The organism is Cupriavidus sp. 2TAF22, from assembly GCF_052115045.1.
Lineage (GTDB): Bacteria > Pseudomonadota > Gammaproteobacteria > Burkholderiales > Burkholderiaceae > Cupriavidus.
The window spans coordinates 343499-363549 of record NZ_JBFRFX010000001.1 but is presented as its reverse complement, the minus strand read 5'-3'; the positions used below and the strand labels follow the sequence as shown (position 1 = coordinate 363549).

Below are 20051 nucleotides of genomic sequence, written 5' to 3'. Positions count from 1 at the left end.
GGGAATCCCGCGCTGCCGCCTTGGGTGTTGCTATTCGCGCCGCTCCCGCGGCGCTTGTCATTTTTACTGCGTCAGTTCCCTGAAGCCCTGCAGCAGGCGGTCGATATCGTCCGGCTGGATATTGCCCATCGTCGAGATGCGGAACAGCTCGGCCGACAGGCCGCCCTGCCCGGCGTAGATGACGAAGCCACGCGCCTTCAGGCCATCGTGCAGCTGCGCATACGACAGGCCCGCCGGCAGATGGTAGGCGCGCAGCACCACCGAGGATTGTCCGGCCGGCCACAGTGCCGGCATGCCCAGCGCCTCCAGCCCCACGCGCGCGCGCTCGGCCAGGCTGGCGTAGCGCGCGTGGCGGGCCTGCCAGCCGCCTTCGTCGGCCAGCTCGCGCAGTGCTTCCACCAGCGCGTAGTAGGCGTGCACGGAGGGCGTGAACGGCGTATTGCGCTGGTCCTGCAGGCGTGCCAGGCGGCCCAGGTCCAGGTAATAGGTGCGGCTCGCGGCCTGCGCCAGCGCGCTGCGCCGCACAATGACGAAGGACGCACCGGGCACCCCGTGCAGGCATTTGTTGGCGGTGGCGGCCACGGCGTCGATATGGCCATTGAAATCGATGGCCTCCGCGCCGAAGCTGCTCACGCCGTCCACCAGCAGGCGCACGCCACGCGCGCGGCACAGCGCGTCCAGCGCCGGCAGGTCGTTCAGGCGCCCGGTGGTGGTCTCGTGGTGGATCACGGCCACGTGCGTGATGGCGCGGTCGGCCTCGAGCGCGGCAGCGATACGGGCGAGGTCGGGCGCCTCCTTCCAGTCGTGCGCCACCACCTCGTGGGCGATGCGGTACTGGCCGGCGATCTGCGCGATGCGCTCGCCATAGACACCGTTCTGCACCACCAGCAGCTTGCCGTTCTCGGGCACCAGCGCGGCGGTCATGCTTTCCATCGCGGCGGTGCCGGAGCCGGTCATCAGCACCGCGGCCCATTCGGCGGGATCGAGCTGGTAGATATCCAGCAGCCGCGCGCGCGCTTCGTCCTGCAGGTCGAAGAACTCGCTCTCGCGGTGGCACAGGTCGGGCTGCAGCAGGCTGCGGCGCACGCGCTCCGACAGCGTGACGGGACCCGGATTGAGTAGCAGCATCAGTTGGCTCCTTGGGTTGCGCCGAGATCCGCGCTGATCTGGCGGGCCAGGCGGGTCCTGACCTCGACCGGCGTCACGGTGGGACGCGGCAGGCCGTCCGGCGTGCCGGCGCTGATCGACAGCGCCACCAGGCGCGGGCCCGCGGCGCGGGCCGGCTGCGCCAGCGTTTCGTCCAGCAGGGCGAGGTTGTCGCCTTCCACCGCCGAGGCATAGCCGCATGCGGCCGCCACACCGGCAAACGAGACATTGTGCGATACCGTGGCCTGCCCGCCCGTGGAATCGTGGGCGCCGTTGTCCAGCAGCACGTGGGTCAGGTTGGACGGGCCATAGGCGCCGAGCGTGGCGAACACGCCCATGCGCATCAGCGCCGCGCCGTCGCCGTCCACCGCGATCACGTGCAGGTCCGGGCGCGCCAGCGCCAGGCCGAGCGCGAACGGCGTCAGGCAACCCATCGAGCCCACCATGTAGAGCTGGTTGGCGCGGTCATCGAGCGCGTACAGCTCGCGCCCGCAGAAACCGGTGGAGGCCAGCACCACGGTGTTGTCCAGCGGCGAATGCGCGATCACGCGCTGCAGCGCTTCGCGGCGCGTGGGCAGTGCGCCCGCGCCGCCAGGCACGGTGCGCGGCACGGCCTTCGGGCGCGGCGCGGGGCGCGCCTGTTCCTTTAGCGCGTACGGCGCCACGCTGCCCTTTTGCATCACCAGCGCGTAGGGCCGGCCCGTGGCGTCCATATGGGCCACCGCGCGGTCCAGCGCCGGGCCTACCTCGGCCGGGTCGGTCGGGAAGGTCTCCCACGGGATCTCCATGGTGTCGAGCATGTTCGGCGTGACCGGGCCCATCAGTGCGTGCTGCGGCTCGTCGGCAACGCCCGGCTGGCCGCGCCAGGTGACGATCAGCAGTTGCGGCAGGCGGAAGGTCCAGGTCAGCGAGGTCAGCGGGCTGACCGCGTTGCCCAGGCCCGAGTTCTGCATCATGGTGATGCCGCGGCGGCCTTCGCGCGCGCCCAGCGTCACCCCTGCGATCAGGGCCACCGCGTCGCCCTCGTTGGCCGCCGAAACGTAGTGCAGCGTGGGATCCTGCAGCACGTAGTTGATGAACGGCGTCAGGTACGAGCACGGCACCCCGGCATACCAGTCGAAGCCGCGCGCGCGCGCGGCCTCGACGAACTGTGCCGCTTCGATCATCGGGCTTCCTCGCCGTCCGTGGTGTCGGCCGCGAACTGCGTCTGCGTGTGGGCGAAATCGCCCGCGCGGCGGAAGTCGTCCAGGTCGTTCACGCCACGCCAGTGGCCGTGCACGTACTTGACCTCGATTTCCTCGCCGGCCTCGACCAGCGCGTTGAGCAGCGCCGGCAGGTCCAGCGTGTCGAAGTCATCGCGCGCGCGCAGCTCGCCGATCAGCTTCTGCAGGCGCACGCGCCCTTCGCCGCGCACGTTGAGCAGGCCGATCCAGCGGCCATTGGCCGGCTGGGCGGGGGCCGCGCCGGCTTGTTCCGCCTTGCTCGAGACATGGCGCAGCAGGACCTTCTGGCCGAACAGGTCGCGGTCGTCCGCGGCCGAGCACCAGGCGAAGTCGTGCACGCTCTGGTTGGACGGCGCATTCTGCGACGAGTCCACCACCACGCTGAACGGCGCCTCGCTTTCCAGCAGGTCGCGCAGGATATAGCTGCGGAACAGCAGGTCGCCGTAGGCGATCACGGTGTCGGTCTGCAGGCCGTCGACCGCGCACGCCAGCGAGGCCAGCTCGCCGGTATGGGCGTGGCGCTCGTTGACCACCAGCTTGATGCCGGCGGTATCGATGGCGCCGGCCTGGTAGCCGCCCACCACGGTGATGTCGTTGATCGACTGTTTCTTGAACGCATCCACCAGCCAGCGCAGCAGCGGCTTGCCGGCCACCGGCAGCATGACCTTGGGCTTGTCCTCGGTCAGGGCTTCCAGGCCCTTGCCGCGGCCCGCGGCCAGCACCACCGCCGCGCCCGGCACCTGCGTGCCGGACAGGTAGATCTTCTCGGCGGCCGAGTATTCGTCGGCGTCCTGCAGGCGGAAGATCTCGTTGACGGTGGCGATGCGGTCCTCCACGTTGACCAGCGTCTCGCTGTCGTGGATTTCGCGGGCCACGGCCTGCATCGACGACGCGGCCACGCGGATCAGGTGGTTGGCCCAGATCACCAGGCTGATGCCGGCCTTGCGATAGGCTTCGGTGGGCGTGCTGTAGTACTTGGTCGGCACGATCACCAGCGGGCCGCGGCCGGCCCACTCGCGCGCGAAGGTCAGGATCTCGTCGGGCTTGGACAGCTTGCTGTGGATCAGGATGGCGTCGGCGCCGGCCTGGCGGTAGGCCTCGGCGCGGCGCAGCGCCTCGTCCATGCCCCAGCCCGCGATCAGCGCTTCGACGCGCGCCACGATGGAGAAATCGTCGTCGGCCTGCGAGTCCTTGCCGGCCTTGATCTTGCCGCAGAATTCATCGATCTCGGCCAGCGGCTGGCGCTCGCCGTCGATGAAGCTGTTGGTCTTGGGGAACTGCTTGTCCTCGATGCACACGCCGGCGATGCCGCGCTGCTCGAGCTTGCGCACCAGGCGGCGCATGTTGTTGAAGTTGCCGTAGCCGGTGTCGCCGTCGAGCAGGATCGGCAGGTCGCTGGCGTCGGCCATGAACTCGAGGTTGTCGACCACCTGGGTCCAGCTCGCCTCGTTGTTGTCGCGCACGCCGAACTGCGCGGAGATCGCCAGGCCCGAGGCCCAGATGCCCTTGAAGCCGGCCTCGCGCACGATGCGCGCGGACAGGCCGTTGTGGGCTTCCATGATGAATTCGAGTTCCTTGCCGACCAGCATCTGGCGCAGGCGGGCGCTGCGCGTGGCGCGCGGGAAAATCGGGTCAATCGCGTTCATTGTGCTACTCCCACGGGGCGCTGCAGTTCAGGCAAGACTTCGTCGCGCGCGCGCGCGACGTCGTTCGGAAAATCGATCTCGATCCAGGGTGCGCCGCTCACGTCGGCGGTGTCGAAGACATGGCCGCCTTCGAGCAGCAGGTCACGCACCGCTTCTTCGTGCGGCATGTTGGCGCGGCCGCCGTCCACATAGCCCTTGACGATCTCGGCCAGGCGGCGCGCGGTCTGTTCCTGGAAGCGGAAGAAACCGACGGATTCGCCGATGGTGTCGTACTCCAGGCCCGCGGCCAGCTGCTTGCGCAGCTCGACCGGCACGCCATCCTTCAGGCACAGCTTGACGGGCTCGTCGCCGGCTTCGAAATCGCGGTCGATCAGCAGGCGGTTGGTCGTGGTGCCGGCCACCAGGGCGCTCAGGATGCGCTCGTCGTACAGCACGTCGGCATCCATCAGCAGCACATCGCCGCCGCGCGTGAGCGCGTCGGCCACGGTGTGCACGGTCAGCACGCTGCCCAGGTCGTAGCGCGGGTTCAGCACGATCTCCGGATACGGCTGGCGGCCCAGGCGCTTGAGCTCGGTTTCCACCTGTCCGGGCTGGAAGCCGAGCGCCAGCACGATCTCGTCGACACCCGCCGCATCCAGCATGCGCAGATGCCGCTCCAGCAGGGTGATCCCCTCAAAACGCAACAGGCACTTGGGGAACTGCTCCCCTTGCTGTTGCTGCAGTCGCAGGCCTAGGCCTGCGGCAAGAATGATTGCTCGCATTCTTTCTCCGCACCCATGCAAATAGCTTCGGTCAATCGGTAGTGGCCTGCCCACTGGCCGCACTGGTGGTGCTGGCCGCGGCACGCCGTCGCTGGAAACTTCTTTCACTCAAATGCAAATACAGCAGCCCCGGCGCACCGAGGCCGATCTCGCGGGCGCGCTTGGCCAGCGAAAGGGCCAGCGCCGCATCCGGCGGCAGGCCCACGATGGGCGCCAGCAGCAGGTAGCCGCCTTCCTGCGCGCCCAGCGAACCAGGGATGGCGAACGCGGCGCCGCGGATGGCCTGCCCCACGCTCTCCAGCAGCAGCGCCTCCACCCAGCTCACCGGGTGGCCGAGGAAATGCAGGGCCAGCCAGACTTCGCCGGTGCCGACCACCCAGCCGGCCAGGCTCAGCACGAAGCTCTTGGCCACCCTGGCGCGGTCGCGGTACATGTCTTGCACGGCCATGTCCACCGCGTCGGCGCGCGTGGTCAGGCCGCTCCAGTCGCGCTTGCCGAACAGCCGGGACAGCACGCGCAGCACGCGGCCGAACAGGCCGCGCTTCTGCACGAAATAGAAGCCGACGATGCACAGTCCGAGCACGGCGGTGACGATCAGGGTGGGCGTGCGCAGGTCGGACAGCGCATCCTGCCCGCCGTACAGGCCGAACAGCGCCAGCCCGGCGAAGGCGAACACCATCTGCGCGAGCGCCTGCATGGTGGTGCTGACCGTAATGGCGGCGGCGGCATCGCGCATGCGCGTGCCGCGCTGCGCCAGGTAGCGCACCATCAGCACGGGGCCACCGATCTGCCCGGCCGGCAGCAGGCTGTTGACCGACTCGCCCGCCCAGCGCGCCAGCAGCGTGTCGCGCAGGCTGCAATGGTCGTCACGCTCGAACAGCACGCGGATGGCGGCGGCGTCCAGCGCCAGCGGCAGCAGATGGAAGGCGGCGACCAGCGCCAGGCCCCAGCCCGCCGACATCAGCGTCGACACGACGGAACCGAAGCCCTGCCAGGCCAGCAGCGCGACAAACAGCGCCACGCCGACCGACAGCAGGATCATTGCAGCACGGGTCATGCGCGTGGCTTCTTCTTGCCGGACATCAGGTTCCTGAACACCTGGCGGAAACCGAAATAGGCCACCGCGTCCTTCATGTTGGAGATAAAGCGCAGCCACGGGCGCATGCCCGGATCGGTGACGTACTCGAAGGTCAGCGAGACGCGGATCTCGTCGGGGCCCGCCGGCGTGATGCGGTGGCGCAGCTTGTCGCCATCGAAGAACACCAGCCCCCCCGGGGCGATCTGCACGGTGCCCGGCTCATCGGGCACGTCGGGGTTGCGCGTATGCAGTTCGTAGTCCAGCCGGCAGGAGGACTCGTCGATCACGCCCAGCAGCAGCGTGTAGCGGCGGCCGTCGTAGTAGGAGGTGTCGTAGTGCCAGCCGATGTGGTCGCCCGGGCGCGTGTAGTAGTACAGCGCATACGCATGCGGGTCGGAATCCGGCGAGGGCAGCAGTTTGTCGCCGCACATCTGCTCGAGCCAGGAGATCAGCGCCTTCGAACGGTACAGCTCGGCGATGAACGGGGCCTTCTCGTCGATGGTGTGGCGGCTGACGCTGCCGCCCTGCTTGTGGCCCGGCAGGTAATTGCGGTTGATCTCGGGCATCAGCGCGCGGGCGCTGGCCACCAGTTGCTCGGTGACTTCCGGCGCGAGGAATTCCTGCAGGTTCAGGAAGGCGCCCTGGCGCTCGAAATCGGCGCGCAGGCCGGCGTTGTCCAGGCGGGCGGTCTGCCCTGCCACGCTGGCATCCGGATCGGGCCGCGCGGGCGTGCCCTTGCGCGGCGCCGGCGACGCCACGGCTCGCGGCGCGTCCAGGGTGATGTCGTTGGCTTGCTCGCTCATCGCGTTCCTCGGATATGAGTCGCGGCCATGCGCACCTTGCGCATCACCCGCCAGTAGTCGATCAGCACCAGCACCGCGAACAGCGGGGCGCCGATCGACGCGACGGTCAGGAACGGTGCGATGCCACCGGTCAGGGTCACCAGCGGCAGCAGGTACAGCACGTCTTCGGTCTCGAAGCCGGCCACGGACGCCTGCTTGGTGCCGCTCTTGCCGACCGCGGACTCGATGCGCATGCGCAAGAAGAAGATCAGCGCGACCGCCAGGCCCGCCAGCGTACCCTGCAGCACCGGCGAGAACGCGCCCGCCGGCGCCAGCCCGGTGATCGCCACGCCCATCCCGACGAACAGCAGCACGGTGATGACCGCATCGCTGGCGAGGTCGTAAAAATGGCCGATCTTGCTGGATTTCCCGCTAATTCGCGCCAACTCTCCGTCCGTGTGATCGACGAAATTGGACAGCACGATCAGGAAGGCGCCGTAGTTGGTCCAGGCATAGCCGCCCTGCATCAGGCAGGCGACACCCGCCAGGCCGATCAGCAGGCGCACGGTGGTGAGGTGGTTCGGTGTGATCCAGGAGTCCTTCAGCGGGCGCACGAGCGCGCGCGCAAGGCGGCCGTCCCAGGTACTTGGCGCGGGAGGCTCGCCACGGGAAATCTTTGGATTGTCGTTCATCTGGAATAGATACAGTGGGCAGCGCAAGCTACCCCATCGCTGCCGCAAGGCCCGAATACCAGCGCGACGCCACCCGCCCTGCATTGCGGGAGCGCAAGCCGGCGGGGCGTCGGCGCCACGTAAGGTGGATGCGGATAACGCTGGCCAAACCGCTATGGTAAGCGATGTGACACGCATCGGCACACCCGCCCTGCCGGCGCAGGCGGCGCCTGCCCTGCTTACGCGGCACCGCCCGGCCTCGGCATGCCGAAAAAGTCACACCGAACAGGCCGCGCGCCGGTCGCGCGACGACCGGCCGGGACCCGCGTCACCGCTATCACCCCCTGGTCTCGCCGAAGCGGTGCTGGCGGCCGGCATCGCGCACGGCGTCCGTCAGCGTGCGGGCGGCGGGCGCTCCTTCGCGCACGAAGGCGTAGAAGCGCGCCTTGGGCAGCGCCGGCATGCGGTCGCGCGAATCGAGCACGCGCAGGCCCTCCCGGACCTGGCTGCGCGCCACCGGCGTCACCGCGAAGCCCGCGCGCGCCGCCGACAGGCACCCCGCCATGCTGCTGCTCTCGAAGGCCACGTGCCAGGGCCGCCCCACCCGCGTCAGCGCCGCCACCGCCGACTCCCGATAGACGCACGGCTCGGGGAAGGCCGCCAGCGGCACTTCGGATTCCGGGTCGAAGGGCTCCGCGGCGGCATAGACCCACACCAGTTCTTCCTCCCACAGCAGCTCGCCGCCCGTCGTGCGCGAGCATTGCTTGCCGAACACGATATCGAGCCGCCCCCGCTCCTGCTGGCGCAGCAGGTCGGCCGTGACACCGACCTTCAGCTCCACCGAGACACCGGGATGCCCGCGCCGGAATACCTGCAGCATGCGCGGCAGCCAGGTGCCGGCGAAGTCCTCCGAGCTGCCGATGCGCAGGCGCCCGCGCGCCGGCGCGCCGTGCAGCCGCGCGCGCACCTCCTGCTCCAGCGCGACGATATTGCGCGCGTAGGCGTACAACAGCTCTCCGGCCTGGGTCAGCGTGAAGCTGCGCGTCGTCCTCTCCAGCAGCACGGCGCCGGCGGCCTGCTCGAGCCGCTTGACATGGCCGCTGACGGCCGAAGGCGTCAGGCTCAGCGACTCGGCCGCCAGCGCGAAGCCGCCGCAATCCACCACGGCGAGGTAGGTCCGCAACAGGCCAATGTCGAGGCTGGCCGCCGCCGAAGCCGGCATGGAGTCCATGGGTCACACCACCAATTCATCTTTAAATATTCATAATCATATCCAATACATCACGAATCACGAAGTACGCCGATGCTATCGTCAAGCCATGTCCACTGCCCCGAAAAGGAGCGTCGCGCGATGACCGCCTATCAATTTGCCGCCACCAGCATGCTGGAAACCGGCTACCTCGAATGGAACCCGCGCGGCAAGCGCACGGCAGTGCTCGTTCATGGCTGGCCGGACAGCCCGGAGAGCTGGCGCGGCGTCGCGGCCGAACTCGCCCACGCGGATTTCCGCGTGCTGTGCCCGGCGCTGCGCGGCTTCGGCCCGACCCGCTTCCGCGACGCGGCCACCATGCGCAGCGGCCAGCTGGCGGCGCTCGGGCGCGACCTGCTCGAATTCATCGACACGCTGTCGCTGCGGGACCCGGTGCTGGTCGGGCACGACTGGGGAGCGCGCGCGGTCGCCAATGCCTTCGGCCTGCGGCAGCGGGCGGGTTCGCACCTGGCGATGCTGTCGGTCGGCTATGGCACCAACGATCCGCAGCAAGCCATTTCGCTGCAGCAGGCGCGCAATTACTGGTACCACTGGTACATGGCCACGCCGCGCGGGCAGCGCAGCGTCGAGGAGGACCGGCGCGCCTTCGCGCGCCTGATGTGGGACACATGGTCGCCACCGGGCTGGTACCAGGAGGCCGATTTCGAAGAGGCCGCGGCGGCCTTCGACAATCCCGACTGGGCGGCAGTCGTGCTGCATTCCTACCGCCACCGCTGGGGCTTTGCCGCCGGCGATCCGGCCTATGCAGGGGACGAGCAGGCCTTGCAACCCGCGCCGGTGCTGGCGGTGCCCACGCTGGTCCTGCATGGGGGCCGCGATACCTGCAACCAGCCCGCCAGCTCCGAAGGCAAAGAGGCGTTCTTCTCCGGGCGCTACGTACGGCAGGTGCTGGACGGCGTCGGCCATTTCCCGCAGCGCGAAGCGCCCGCGGCCGTCGCCGAGGCCATCCTGCGCTTCTGCCGGCAGCCGGGCTGAACGCCCGCACCGGGCCGGGCGCCTCCTGCCTGCCGCCCAGGTCCGGTCACGCATCGCGCCTGTCCGGACTCTTCCCTATTCCATCGGCGAGCGCTAACTGCTAGTCTGCCGAACTTGGCTTTGCCTGCCCATGGCCGGCACTGCCGGCCGGTGTCCGCGGCACGCCAGCGTCCTGATCCGCGCATCGCTGTTCGCGCATCCCTGTTCGCTCATGCCGGCGCCGCTCATTCCGATCCGCTGCCTTTCGTATTCGTTGGAAATACCCGCATGTCGCGACAAATGCCTCCTCTGAATCCTCTGCGAGCTTTCGAGGTTGCGGCCAGGCATCTGAGCTTCACCCGCGCCGCCGACGAGCTGTTCGTCACGCCGTCCGCGGTCAGCCACCAGATCAAGACGCTGGAAGAAAGCCTCGGCGTGCAGCTGTTCCTGCGCGAGGCCAAGTCGCTGGTGCTCACGCCCGCGGGCATGGCCTACCTGCCGAGCGTGCAGCAGGCCTTCAAGCAGCTTGCCGACGCCACCCTGCGCCTGCATAGCAAGGACCTGCCGGCGCTGAAGGTCAACATGCCGCCGACGTTCGCCGTCAAATGGCTGATCCCGCGCATGGACCGCTTCATGAAGGAGCACCCCGAGATCGACCTCAAGGTCTCGACCTCGAACCACGCCATCAACTTCGACCGCGACGATTTCGACCTGGCCATCCGCTACGGGCGCGGCGTCTACCCGGGCCTGCATTCGGAGCTGTGCCTGTCGGTCGAGGTGATCCCGGTCTGCAGCCCCGGGCTGCTGGCCGGCAGCCGGCCGCTCAGGGAGCCCGCCGACCTGCGCCTGCATACGCTGCTGCACGACGACAGCACCTACACCGACGTCAGCAACCCCGACTGGGCCATGTGGCTCAGCCACGCCGGCGTGACCGATGTCGATGCCACGCGCGGCCCCTCGTTCTGGCCGAGCCACCTGGTCATCAACGCCGCCATCAGCGGCCTCGGCGTGGCGCTGGTCAAGAAGAACTGGGTCGAGGAAGACCTGCGCCAGGGCCGCCTGGTGCGCCTGTTCGAACAGATCAGGCTGCCGGTGGAGTTCTCCTACTTCGTGGTGTTCCCCGAGGATCGCCTGAACGATCCGCGCATCGTCACCTTCCTGGACTGGCTGCGCGCCGAAGTGGCCGCCGGCGCCGAAGCGCCGCACGCCTGAACTCCCGCGGCTTTTTCCCGCGGCTACCGCGCCGCGCCCGCCTGCTCCCTGCCGTGCGCCGCCTTGGCCTCCACCCGCGCGCGCAGCTTGTCCACGTTCACCACGAAGCGGCTGTGGGTGCCGGTGCAGATCTCCTCGATACCGTCCCTGGCCGAAACGCGGAAGGTAACGCTGCGGCCATCCACCGCGCTCACTTCGGCCCGGATCGTCACCTCGCCGCCGAGCAGGGTGGCGCCGCTGTGCCGGACCGAGACCTCGGTGCCGACCGAGCTCTCGCCGGCTTGCGCATAGTCCGCCAGGAAGTCCAGGCAGGTCTGCTCGATGTCGCGGACCAGCTCGGGCGTGGCGTAGATGCGCAGCGCCTCGCCAAGGAAGTCGATGGTGCGGGGGCGGTCTACGGTCAGGGTGCGCGACGTCGCCGCGCCGGCAATCAGGCTGTTCTTCATTTCGTTTTCCAGTTGTGGCCGGGCATGCGTGGCGGCACCTGCGCGGCGCCGCCCATGGCTGCTCAGAGCCGGTAGATGCGTACCGCGTTGTCGTGCAGCAGCCCGCGCTGCTCGTGCCGCGGGTAGATCTCGATCGCTTCGAGGAAGCCGGCGAGAATGGTGTCGTAGCGGGCCACCAGGCTGTCCACCGGATAGTTGCTCGCGAACATGCAGCGCGCGGTGCCGAAGATCGCGATGGCATCGCGGATCACCGGCACGTTGTCCGCCGCCGTCCACGGCCGCCCGAGCAGGCCCAGCCCCGAGATCTTTACCGCCACGTTGGGCTGCGCGGCGAGCGCGGCCAGCGCCGCGCGCCAGCCCGCCAGTCCGGCTTCACTGCGGTCCGAAGGCAGGCCCGTATGGTTGAGGATGATCTGCGTCGCGGGGAAATCGCGCGCCAGCGCGGCGGCCTGGTCGAGGTTCCACCAGGGCGCCTGCAGGTCGTAGGACATGCCGTGGCGAGCCAGCAATGCGTAGCCCTGGCGCCAGCGCTCGTCGTCCATCGATCCCGCCATCCCGCGCGCGGCGCCTGCGTGCGTGGTGCTGGTCACGGGCTTCTGGCGGATGCCGCGCACCATGGGAAAGGCGGCCTGCGCGGCGAGGATGGCCTCCACGTCGGCGCGGTCGAGCTGCGCGTGCGCGACCAGCGCCGTTGGCCGTCCCACCTCCTGCGCCAGCGTGGTGAGCCAGGCGGTCTCGTCCACCGGATTCGCGCGCGCCCACTCGGCTTCCACGTGCACCGACATGGCGGGCGCGCAGCCCTGCGTGTCGCGCGCGAAATCCTCCGGCAGGTAGTTCCGCTTCAGGGCGGAGTAATCGCCGTAGCGAAACCCTTTCACCTCCTCGCCCTGCAGCCACGGGTAGGGATTGGCGCCCAGGTCCCAGAAGTGGTGATGGGCATCGACGAAGGGCTGGTCGAAGCGAAGGCCGGGCATCGCTACTCCTTGACCGCGATGCGGCTGGCGAGTTGTTTGTATTGCGCCGATTCCCTGGCCATCACGGCCTGCAGCGTCACGTCGTCGGCATAGGTATCAGTGCTGAAATGCAGCTTCTCCAGCGTCTGGCGCATGATCGGCTCCTGCACCGACTTGGCCACCGCGACCTTGAGCACATTGATGACTTCCGGCGGCGTGCCCTTGGGTGCCGAGATGCCACGCCAGATGCCCATCGACAGGTCGATATTGCGCTCCTTGAGGGTCGGTACGTTCTCGTAGCCGGCGACGCGCTTGTCGGCCATCACCGCCAGCACCTTGAGCTTGCCCGCGGCCACGTAGGTGGCGACCTCGGCCGTGCTCACGGTCACCGCGTCGATATGGCCGCCGAGCAGCGCCATGGTGGCCGGGGCGCCGCCGGGATACGGGATGTGGTTGAACCTGGCGCCGGTCTTCTCGGCCAGCGCGGCGGCGGCCATGTGCCAGGTCGAGCCCTGCCCGGCGTTGCCCACGCGCACGTTCGAATCCGGCTTGCGGGCTTCGGCGATGAATTGCTCCAGCGTGGCATAGGGCGCATCGGCGCGCACCACCACCGCCGCGGGATCGGCGTTCAGCCGCGCGATCGGCACCAGGTCCTGGTAGGTGAACTTGGCCAGCCCGAGGTAGTTGAGAAAGGTCAGCTCACTCGACGACAGCACCAGCTTGTAGCCGTCCGGCTTGGCGTGCACCACCTCGCCCAGGCCGACCGCGCCGGTGGCGCCCGGCTTGTTGATGACCACCAGCGGCTGCGACAGGTGCTTGGCCGCCGCCGCCGACAAGGCGCGCGCGACCACGTCGGCGCCGCCGCCGGCCTGCCAGGGCACGATCAGCTCGATGCGGTGGTTGGGATAGGCGTCGGCCTGCGCGGCGGCCGCGGCATTGCCGGACCACGCGGTTGCGATGACGCCGAGCGCGGCACTGGTGGCGAACGCGGCCAGCGCCGCCATGCGCCACGGCTGTGAATGGAACTTCATGATGGTTGTCTCCGTGATGTCTTGTCTTGTCTTTCTGAATGCTTGCCGGATGCTTGCCGGATGCGCCGGTCAGCCGGCGCGGCGCTCCAGGGGCGGCGCCTGCGGCGCGGCGGCCTGGCCGAACGCCCCGCGTTCGCGCAGTGCCTGGATCGCCATCTCGTCGAGCCCGAACTCCGCCAGCACCTGCTGCGTGTGCTGCCCGAGCAACGGTGCCGGATACCTGACCTGCTGCGGCGTACCGCCAAGCTTAACGGGAAACCCGAGCGCCTTCACGCGGCCTTCCACCGGATGGTCGATCTCCAGCACCATCTCGCGCGCGACCGCCTGCTCGCTCACCAGCGCTTCGTCGTAGTTCAGGATCGGCGCGGCCGGCACGCCGGCCGCCAGCAACGCGTCCACCCAGTGCGCCGCCGGGTGCCGCGCGAACTCCCCTTCGATCTCGCCAATCAGCATATCGCGGTTGCGGATGCGCGCCGCGTTGTCGGTAAAGCGCGCGTCCTGCAGCAGGTCGGGGCGTTCGATCACCTCGCACAGCGCGGTCCACAGCTTCGGGTTGGCCGCGCCGATCACGAAATGGCGATCCGACGCGCGCACGGCCTGGTAAGGCGCGCTCATGCGGTTGGCGCTGCCGATCGGCACCGGCACCGTGCCGGTGCCCCAATACTCCGCCGATTCCCACACCGACAAGCCCAGCGCGGTCTCGAACAGCGAGGCGTCCACATATTGCCCCTGCCCGGTGTGCTCGCGCCCGATCACCGCGCTCAGGATGCCGTAGGCACAGAACAGCCCGGCGCCGAGATCGGCGATCGGCACGCTCGACTTGACCGGCGCGGCGTCGGGGTGCCCCATCACGCTCATCACGCCGGACATCGCCTGCGCGATCAGGTCCAGCCCCGGCCGGCGCGACCACGGCCCGGTCTGCCCGAAGCCGGAAATGCTGGCATAGACCAGGCGCGGGTTGATCTCGCGCAGCACCGGGTAGTCGATCTTCAGCCGGGCGGCCACGCCCGGGCGGTTGTTTTCCACCAGCACGTCGGCGCCGCGCACCAGCTCGTAGAAGGCCTCCAGCCCGGCCGGGTTCTTCAGGTCGATCTCCACGCTGCGCTTGTTGCGGTTGAGCGCGAGGAAGCCGCCGCTATCCTCGCCCTTGAGCCGGAAGCCCATGGCCTTGCGGGTCTGGTCGCCCACGCCCGGTGTCTCCACCTTGATCACGTCGGCGCCCATGTCGCCCAGCAGCATGCAGCAGAAAGGACCGGCCATGATCTGGCTGACATCCAGGACCTTGATTTTCGACAACGGCAAATTCATTGGAAACCTTGTGGCTTGGTGACGGCCGCCCGCGGTTCGGGCTGGTGGCGTCGGAGTGAAAGAAGTGCGCGGGCGGGCTGACGATCGTGTCAGCGGCCCACGAAGGCCGGCTTCGCCTTCCCGACGAAGGCCCGGTAGCCGATGCGGAAGTCCTCGGTATCGAAGCAGGCATAGGCCTCGGCATGCTCTTCGGCGCCCAGCGGTGCCGGGTTCAGCAGGCGCCGCACGAACTTCTTGTGCCAGCGCGCCACCAGTGGCGCGCCCTGGCTGATGCGGCGCGCCGTCGCGTACGCTTCGGCCGGCACTTCGGCGTCGGGCACCACGCGGTTGACCAGGCGCTTTTCCAGTGCCTCGGCGGCGCCGAACACGCGCCCCTCCAGCACGATCTCCAGCGCTGCCGCGGGGCCGGCCAGCGCCATCAGGCCGCCGAGCTCGCCATACGACATGACCAGCCCCAGCCGGTTGACCGGCACGCCGAAGCGGCTCGATTCGCCGCAGATGCGCATATCGCACATCGACGCAATCTCCAGGCCGCCGCCCACGCAGGCGCCCTGGATCAGGGCGATGGTCGGATGGCGGCTGCCGGCAATGGCCTCCATCGCCGCGTGCGTGATCTGTGCATATCCTTCGGCCTGCGCGGCGTTGGAGCGCATGCGGGTGAACTCCTCGATATCGGCGCCGGCGGCGAAGGCCTTGTCTCCCGCGCCGCGCAGCACGATGCAGCGCAGCTCGTCGTTGGCCGAGAGCGCCTGCATCGCCTCGGTCAGGCCCTGCCACATGCCCAGGTCGAGCGCGTTCAGCTTTTCGGGGTTGTTCAGCGTGATGGTGGCAACGCGCTCGTCGTACTCGATCAGGATGGCTTGTCTCATGGTGCGCCTGTGTCTCGCTCAGGATCTGCTTATGGTGGGTGGGCACCTGCCGCACGGGCAGGATCGGGGAAGCCTCTCGACCTGCGGAAGTCTAGGGTCTGGCCCCGCGCGCGCCAAACGAGAAAAACTCAGCGCCATTTCAAGAAAAACTAGGGGTGGTGCGCGGGGCGCGGCAAGCGCCACGGCTATGAGAAAAACTTGGGGTGCCTTCAAGTAAATCCACGTTGTCGCGCTGGCGGCTTGTTCCTAGACTTCGTCACCAATGCAGCTTCCGGCAGCGGCGCACGCGCTACGGCGCCCCGGCCCGCGCTGCCCGGCGAAGCGGCAAGAAGCAAATCCCGCATGGAGACAGAGACAAGATGGCCCTCATCAACTACATCACCCAGATCCAGATCGATTTCGGCGCGATCGCGCTGCTGCAGCAGGAATGCGAGCGCATCGGCATCGCCCGGCCGCTGGTCGTCACGGACGCCGGCGTCAAGGCGGCCGGCATCCTGGAGCGCGTGCTGGCGCAACTGCCCGCCGGCGCCGGCGCCGTGGTCTTCGACGGCACCCCGTCCAACCCCACCGAACGCGCCATGCGCGAGGCCGTGGCGCTGTTCGTCGAGCACCGCTGCGACGGCATCATCGCGGTGGGCGGCGGCTCGCCGATCGACCTGGCCAAGGGCGTGGCGGTCTGCGCCACGCACGAAGGCCCGCTCAAGACCTTCGCCGCCATCGAGGGCGGCACGGCCCGCATCACTGCGGCCACCGCGCCGCTGATCGCCGTGCCCACCACCGCCGGCACCGGCAGCGAAGTGGGCCGCGGCGCGGTGCTGATCCTCGACGACGGGCGCAAGGTCGGCGTGCTGTCGCCCTACCTGGTGCCGCGCGTGGCCATCTGCGACCCCGAACTGACCTTCGGCCTGCCGCCGAAACTGACCGCGGCCACCGGCATGGATGCCATCGCCCATTGCATCGAGACCTTCCTGGCGCCGGCGTTCAACCCGCCGGCCGACGGCATCGCGCTGGACGGGCTGCGGCGTGCCTGGATGCATATCGAGACGGCGACGGCGCAGCCGCAAGACCGTACCGCGCGGCTCAACATGATGAGCGCCTCGATGCAGGGCGCGCTGGCCTTCCAGAAGGGACTGGGCTGCGTGCACAGCCTGAGCCATTCGCTGGGCGGGCTGGATCCGTCGCTGCACCACGGCACGCTCAACGCGATCCTGCTGCCCGCGGTGATCCGCTTCAACGCGGCCGCGCCGTCGGTGCGCGGCGAGCAGCGCCTGGAGCGCATGGCGCAGGCCATGCAGCTCGACGGCCCCGGGTCGATCGGCCCGGCCATCGACGCGATGAACCGGCGCCTGGGCCTGCCGTCGGGCCTGGCGGAACTGGGCGTCACGCCTGCCCTGTTCCCGCGCATCGTCGAGGGCGCGCTGGCCGACCACTGCCACAAGACCAATCCACGCCTGGCCAGCGCGGACGAATACGCGGCCATGCTGCACGAGGCAATGTAGGCACGGCGGCGGCGCGCACGGGCCAACGCAGTCCATCGCAGTCCATAGCAGTCCGATAAAAAAAACAGACTGGAGACAACATGCATCGCAGGACCTTCCTCACCGCAGCCGCGGCCGGCGCCGCCACGCTGGCCTCGCCCCTGGCGTTCGCGCAGGCGATGCCCGCCGGCCCGGTCCGCATCGTGGTCGGCTTTCCGCCCGGCGGCGGCACCGATGTGATGGCGCGCGTGATCGCCAACAAGCTGGGCGAGATGTGGCACACCTCGGTGATCGTGGAAAACCGGGCCGGCGCGGCCGGCGTGATCGCCGCGGAGTACACCGCCAAGCAGCCGGCCGATGGCACCACGCTGCTGATGACCAACATCAGCAACCACGCCATCGCGCCCAGCCTGTACCCCAAGCTCGGCTACGTGGTCGAGCGCGACTTCACGCCCATCATGCTGGTGGGCGTCACGCCCAACCTGCTGATCTGCAGCCCGCACGAAGGCGCCAGGACGCTCAACGACGTGATCGACCAGTGCCGCAAGCGCCCGGGCAAGGTCACCTTCGGCTCGTCAGGGGCCGGCGCGGCCCAGCACCTGGCGCTGGAGCTGTTCAAGCTGCGCGCCGGCGTGGACGCGCTGCATGTGCCCTACCGCGGCTCCGCGCCGATGCTGACCGACCTGATCGGCGGCCAGATCGATTTCAGCTTCGAGACCATGACCTCGGCCACGCCGCAGATCCAGGGCGGCAAGCTGACGGCCATCGCGCAGACCCGGCCCACGCGCGCGAAGAGCTTCCCCGGCGTGCCGACCGTGGCCGAATCCGGCTTCCCCGGCTTCGATGCCAGCACCTGGTACGGGCTGGTGGGCCCGGCACGCATGCCGCCCGCCATGGTGCAGAAGATGAACGCGGACATGAACAACGTGCTGGCGATGCCCGAGGTCGCGGACAAGCTCGCCGGGTTCGGGGCCGAGGACGGTGGCGGCAGCGCCGACCGCTTTGCTTCGTTTATCTCCGCAGAGACCACCAAGTGGGCCAAGGTGGTCAAAGAGGCCAAGGTGAAGGTCTGACATGCACCGCCGCACCACCCCGGAGCAGGCGCTGACGGCGGCCGCCGCGCGCCCCCCGCCCGTCCCGCCCGCCTGAGCGCCGCGCGCCATCCGGCAAGACCCGGGATGCACCCGGGCACGCCATCCAAACCATCCCTAGGAGACACCATGAGACACGCAATCTCGCGCGCAATCTCGCGCGCCATTTCGCATACCGTGCTGGCCGCATTGCTCGCCGGCGCAGCCAGCATCGCGGCCGCGCAATCGCCCATCAGGCTGCGCTTCGCCCACACCGTGCCGGAGACCGATTCCCAGCACCTCGCCGCGCTGTCGTTCAGCAAGAAGGTCAAGGAGCGCACGCAGGGCGCGATCGAGATCCAGGTCTTCGCCAACAGCCAGCTCGGCAACGACACCACGCTGGTCACGGGCATCCGCAGCGGCACCATCGACATCGGCGCTACCGGCAACCCCTTCGTCACCGGCCTGGTGCCCAAGCTCAACGCGCTGGACCTGCCCTATCAGTTCGACGATGGCCCGCAGGCTTACCGCACGCTGGACGGCGCGGTCGGGCGCGGGCTGCTGGACGAACTCGGCGCGCACCAGATCAAGGGCCTGGCGTTCTGGGAGATCGGCTTTCGCAGCCTGGGCAACAACAAGCGCCAGATCAGCAAGGCCGACGATATCCGCGGCCTGAAGATCCGCACCACGCCCAACCCGTCCCACATCAAGGCGTTCCAGTTGCTGGGCGCGAGCCCGCAGCCAATGCCGTTCGCCGAGGTCTTCGGCGCGCTGGAATCGGGCGCGGTGGACGGCCAGGAGAACCCGCCCACGCTGATGCTTTCGTCCAAGATGTTCGAAGTGCAGAAGTACCTCTCGCTGACGCGCCATGCCTACACCGCGCTGGTGGTGCTGATGAACAAGGCGAAGTTCGATTCGCTCAAGCCCGAATACCAGAAGATCCTGCTCGAGGAGGCCGCCGCGGCCGCCACCTACCAGCGCAAGCTCAATGCCGACAACGAAGCGGCCGCCATCGCGCAACTGCGCGCCAAGGGCATGCAGGTCAACGAGCATCCGGACGTGGCGAGCATCAGGAAGATCGTCAAGGAAGAGACGCGCCAGCTCTACGTGCAGAAGAACGGCGACGCCGTGCTGCGCGCCATCGACGGCCAGCGCTGAGACCGCTCATGGACAACCTGACCCTGCCGTCGGCCATCGTCGACGCCCACCATCACCTCTGGCGGCTCGGCGACGATGCGCGCTACCCGTGGCTGCAGGAACGCTACGACGCGCAAGCCTTCTTCCTGGGCGATTACAGCGCGCTGCGCACCGACTTCGGCCCGGAAGCCTACCTGGCGCAGTGGGCGGGGCTGCCCCTGGCGGCCACCATCCACGTCGAAGCCGAACGCCATCCCGCCGAGTCCCTCGCCGAGACCGGCTGGCTACACCGCATCCATGCCGTGCACGGCTTGCCCAACGCCATCGTGGCGCATGTGGATTTCAACGGCGCCGAGCTGGAGCAGCGCCTGCTGGCGCAGGCCGCCTTCCCGCTGGTGCGCGGCGTGCGGTGCAAGCCGCGCACCAGCGCACGCGCCGACCTGAGCGTACGCGGGCAGCCCGGCACCTTGCAGGACGCGCGCTGGCTCGAAGGCCTGCGGCTGCTGGCCGAGCACGGGCTCTCATGGGATCTGCGCGTGCCGTTCTGGCACCTGCACGAAGCGGCCGATGCGGTGGCGATGTTCCCGGGGCTGCGCGTGGTGCTGGAACACACCGGACTGCCGTGGGACCGCTCCGAGCAGGGACTCGCGGCATGGCGCCGCGGCATGGAGGCGCTGGCGCGCCTGCCGGACGTGCACGTGAAGCTGTCCGAATTCGGACTGCCCGGCGCGCCGTGGGACCGCGCCGGCAACGTGCGGGTCATCCGTCAGGCCCTGGACATCTTCGGCTGGCAGCGCTGCATGTTCGCCAGCAACCTGCCGGTGTCGGGCCTGCGCGCGGGCCTGGGGGAAGTGGTTGCGACGGTGGCCGAAGCGCTGCGCGGGCTGGATGCCACGGCGGCGGATGCGGTCTGGCGCGGCAACGCGCTGCGCTTCTACCGCGCCGAGGTGTCGATGCAGCTGGCGCAAGCCGCGCCATAGCGCCGGCACCGCATCGCCAGACAACAATTCAGCGAG

19 protein-coding genes are annotated in these 20051 nt (G+C 69.1%); 6 read left to right on the top strand and 13 right to left on the bottom strand.

What is annotated here, in order from left to right; genetic code table 11:
- Nucleotides 1-63: 63 nt before the first annotated feature.
- The 8 genes from AB4Z48_RS01585 to AB4Z48_RS01550 form a co-directional block, all read right to left on the bottom strand.
- Complete coding sequence (locus AB4Z48_RS01585) at nucleotides 64-1128, bottom strand: 2-aminoethylphosphonate aminotransferase (RefSeq protein WP_441612071.1); 1065 nt, start codon at nucleotides 1126-1128, stop codon at nucleotides 64-66.
- Nucleotides 1128-2312: a phosphonopyruvate decarboxylase gene (gene aepY / locus AB4Z48_RS01580; protein WP_441612070.1), complete on the bottom strand. Its 1185-nt coding sequence runs from the start codon at nucleotides 2310-2312 to the stop codon at nucleotides 1128-1130. Before aepY ends, AB4Z48_RS01585 begins: the two co-directional genes overlap by 1 nt.
- Nucleotides 2309-4015 carry a phosphoenolpyruvate mutase gene (gene aepX, locus AB4Z48_RS01575; RefSeq protein WP_441612069.1) on the bottom strand — a complete coding sequence of 569 codons (1707 nt, stop codon included), beginning with the start codon at nucleotides 4013-4015 and terminating at the stop codon, nucleotides 2309-2311. The genes aepY and aepX overlap by 4 nt, the downstream gene beginning before the upstream one ends.
- The gene (locus AB4Z48_RS01570) at nucleotides 4012-4776 is read right to left on the bottom strand and encodes an NTP transferase domain-containing protein (protein WP_441612068.1); all 765 of its coding nucleotides are present in this window, start codon (nucleotides 4774-4776) and stop codon (nucleotides 4012-4014) included. Before AB4Z48_RS01570 ends, aepX begins: the two co-directional genes overlap by 4 nt.
- A 31-nt stretch (nucleotides 4777-4807) precedes the next feature.
- The gene (locus AB4Z48_RS01565) at nucleotides 4808-5833 is read right to left on the bottom strand and encodes an HpnL family protein (RefSeq protein WP_441612067.1); all 1026 of its coding nucleotides are present in this window, start codon (nucleotides 5831-5833) and stop codon (nucleotides 4808-4810) included.
- Nucleotides 5830-6657 carry a 2OG-Fe(II) oxygenase family protein gene (locus AB4Z48_RS01560; RefSeq protein ID WP_441612066.1) on the bottom strand — a complete coding sequence of 276 codons (828 nt, stop codon included), beginning with the start codon at nucleotides 6655-6657 and terminating at the stop codon, nucleotides 5830-5832. The genes AB4Z48_RS01565 and AB4Z48_RS01560 overlap by 4 nt, the downstream gene beginning before the upstream one ends.
- The gene (locus AB4Z48_RS01555; RefSeq protein ID WP_441612065.1) at nucleotides 6654-7328 is read right to left on the bottom strand and encodes a CDP-alcohol phosphatidyltransferase family protein; all 675 of its coding nucleotides are present in this window, start codon (nucleotides 7326-7328) and stop codon (nucleotides 6654-6656) included. Before AB4Z48_RS01555 ends, AB4Z48_RS01560 begins: the two co-directional genes overlap by 4 nt.
- A 316-nt stretch (nucleotides 7329-7644) precedes the next feature.
- Nucleotides 7645-8538, bottom strand: a complete 894-nt coding sequence (locus AB4Z48_RS01550) for a LysR family transcriptional regulator (protein ID WP_441612064.1) — start codon at nucleotides 8536-8538, stop codon at nucleotides 7645-7647.
- 120 nt (nucleotides 8539-8658) lie between these two features.
- Between AB4Z48_RS01550 and AB4Z48_RS01545 the strand changes: the two genes are divergently transcribed.
- The gene (locus AB4Z48_RS01545; protein ID WP_441612063.1) at nucleotides 8659-9552 is read left to right on the top strand and encodes an alpha/beta fold hydrolase; all 894 of its coding nucleotides are present in this window, start codon (nucleotides 8659-8661) and stop codon (nucleotides 9550-9552) included.
- A gap of 267 nt (nucleotides 9553-9819) precedes the next feature.
- Nucleotides 9820-10743, top strand: a complete 924-nt coding sequence (locus tag AB4Z48_RS01540) for a transcriptional regulator GcvA (RefSeq protein WP_441612062.1) — start codon at nucleotides 9820-9822, stop codon at nucleotides 10741-10743.
- 23 nt (nucleotides 10744-10766) lie between these two features.
- Here the strand turns inward: AB4Z48_RS01540 and AB4Z48_RS01535 are convergent, their stop codons facing one another.
- From AB4Z48_RS01535 to AB4Z48_RS01515, 5 genes are all read right to left on the bottom strand, one after another.
- Entirely contained in the window at nucleotides 10767-11189 is a 423-nt protein-coding gene (locus AB4Z48_RS01535; protein WP_441612061.1) for a thioesterase family protein, read from the bottom strand.
- A gap of 62 nt (nucleotides 11190-11251) precedes the next feature.
- A complete protein-coding gene (locus AB4Z48_RS01530; RefSeq protein ID WP_441612060.1) occupies nucleotides 11252-12163 on the bottom strand; it encodes an amidohydrolase family protein in 912 nt (303 codons plus the stop codon).
- Between the two features lie 2 nt (nucleotides 12164-12165).
- Nucleotides 12166-13173, bottom strand: coding sequence for a tripartite tricarboxylate transporter substrate binding protein (locus AB4Z48_RS01525; RefSeq protein ID WP_441612059.1), 1008 nt, complete (start codon nucleotides 13171-13173; stop codon nucleotides 12166-12168).
- A 69-nt stretch (nucleotides 13174-13242) separates the two neighbouring features.
- Nucleotides 13243-14481, bottom strand: coding sequence for a CaiB/BaiF CoA transferase family protein (locus AB4Z48_RS01520; protein WP_441612058.1), 1239 nt, complete (start codon nucleotides 14479-14481; stop codon nucleotides 13243-13245).
- Between the two features lie 89 nt (nucleotides 14482-14570).
- Nucleotides 14571-15350, bottom strand: a complete 780-nt coding sequence (locus AB4Z48_RS01515) for an enoyl-CoA hydratase-related protein (protein ID WP_441612057.1) — start codon at nucleotides 15348-15350, stop codon at nucleotides 14571-14573.
- Between the two features lie 359 nt (nucleotides 15351-15709).
- Between AB4Z48_RS01515 and AB4Z48_RS01510 the strand changes: the two genes are divergently transcribed.
- From AB4Z48_RS01510 to AB4Z48_RS01495, 4 genes are all read left to right on the top strand, one after another.
- Complete coding sequence (locus AB4Z48_RS01510) at nucleotides 15710-16849, top strand: iron-containing alcohol dehydrogenase (protein WP_441612056.1); 1140 nt, start codon at nucleotides 15710-15712, stop codon at nucleotides 16847-16849.
- A gap of 80 nt (nucleotides 16850-16929) precedes the next feature.
- Entirely contained in the window at nucleotides 16930-17901 is a 972-nt protein-coding gene (locus AB4Z48_RS01505; protein ID WP_441612055.1) for a Bug family tripartite tricarboxylate transporter substrate binding protein, read from the top strand.
- Nucleotides 17902-18048: 147 nt separating this feature from the next.
- Nucleotides 18049-19056, top strand: a complete 1008-nt coding sequence (locus tag AB4Z48_RS01500; protein WP_441612054.1) for a DctP family TRAP transporter solute-binding subunit — start codon at nucleotides 18049-18051, stop codon at nucleotides 19054-19056.
- An 8-nt stretch (nucleotides 19057-19064) separates the two neighbouring features.
- Nucleotides 19065-20015, top strand: a complete 951-nt coding sequence (locus tag AB4Z48_RS01495) for an amidohydrolase family protein (RefSeq protein WP_441612053.1) — start codon at nucleotides 19065-19067, stop codon at nucleotides 20013-20015.
- Nucleotides 20016-20051 lie beyond the last annotated feature (36 nt).

Bases quoted from the DNA above. Each gene is read 5' to 3' on its own strand.
- AB4Z48_RS01545 (WP_441612063.1), top strand. From the start codon at position 8,659: ATGACCGCCTATCAATTTGCCGCCACCAGCATGCTGGAAACCGGCTAC.
- AB4Z48_RS01570 (WP_441612068.1), bottom strand. From the start codon at position 4,776: ATGCGAGCAATCATTCTTGCCGCAGGCCTAGGCCTGCGACTGCAGCAA.
- AB4Z48_RS01515 (WP_441612057.1), bottom strand. From the start codon at position 15,350: ATGAGACAAGCCATCCTGATCGAGTACGACGAGCGCGTTGCCACCATC.
- AB4Z48_RS01565 (WP_441612067.1), bottom strand. From the start codon at position 5,833: ATGACCCGTGCTGCAATGATCCTGCTGTCGGTCGGCGTGGCGCTGTTT.
- aepX (WP_441612069.1), bottom strand. From the start codon at position 4,015: ATGAACGCGATTGACCCGATTTTCCCGCGCGCCACGCGCAGCGCCCGC.
- AB4Z48_RS01520 (WP_441612058.1), bottom strand. From the start codon at position 14,481: ATGAATTTGCCGTTGTCGAAAATCAAGGTCCTGGATGTCAGCCAGATC.
- AB4Z48_RS01550 (WP_441612064.1), bottom strand. From the start codon at position 8,538: ATGGACTCCATGCCGGCTTCGGCGGCGGCCAGCCTCGACATTGGCCTG.
- AB4Z48_RS01500 (WP_441612054.1), top strand. From the start codon at position 18,049: ATGAGACACGCAATCTCGCGCGCAATCTCGCGCGCCATTTCGCATACC.
- AB4Z48_RS01505 (WP_441612055.1), top strand. From the start codon at position 16,930: ATGCATCGCAGGACCTTCCTCACCGCAGCCGCGGCCGGCGCCGCCACG.
- aepY (WP_441612070.1), bottom strand. From the start codon at position 2,312: ATGATCGAAGCGGCACAGTTCGTCGAGGCCGCGCGCGCGCGCGGCTTC.
- AB4Z48_RS01535 (WP_441612061.1), bottom strand. From the start codon at position 11,189: ATGAAGAACAGCCTGATTGCCGGCGCGGCGACGTCGCGCACCCTGACC.
- AB4Z48_RS01560 (WP_441612066.1), bottom strand. From the start codon at position 6,657: ATGAGCGAGCAAGCCAACGACATCACCCTGGACGCGCCGCGAGCCGTG.
- AB4Z48_RS01555 (WP_441612065.1), bottom strand. From the start codon at position 7,328: ATGAACGACAATCCAAAGATTTCCCGTGGCGAGCCTCCCGCGCCAAGT.
- AB4Z48_RS01585 (WP_441612071.1), bottom strand. From the start codon at position 1,128: ATGCTGCTACTCAATCCGGGTCCCGTCACGCTGTCGGAGCGCGTGCGC.
- AB4Z48_RS01510 (WP_441612056.1), top strand. From the start codon at position 15,710: ATGGCCCTCATCAACTACATCACCCAGATCCAGATCGATTTCGGCGCG.
- AB4Z48_RS01540 (WP_441612062.1), top strand. From the start codon at position 9,820: ATGTCGCGACAAATGCCTCCTCTGAATCCTCTGCGAGCTTTCGAGGTT.
- AB4Z48_RS01495 (WP_441612053.1), top strand. From the start codon at position 19,065: ATGGACAACCTGACCCTGCCGTCGGCCATCGTCGACGCCCACCATCAC.
- AB4Z48_RS01530 (WP_441612060.1), bottom strand. From the start codon at position 12,163: ATGCCCGGCCTTCGCTTCGACCAGCCCTTCGTCGATGCCCATCACCAC.
- AB4Z48_RS01525 (WP_441612059.1), bottom strand. From the start codon at position 13,173: ATGAAGTTCCATTCACAGCCGTGGCGCATGGCGGCGCTGGCCGCGTTC.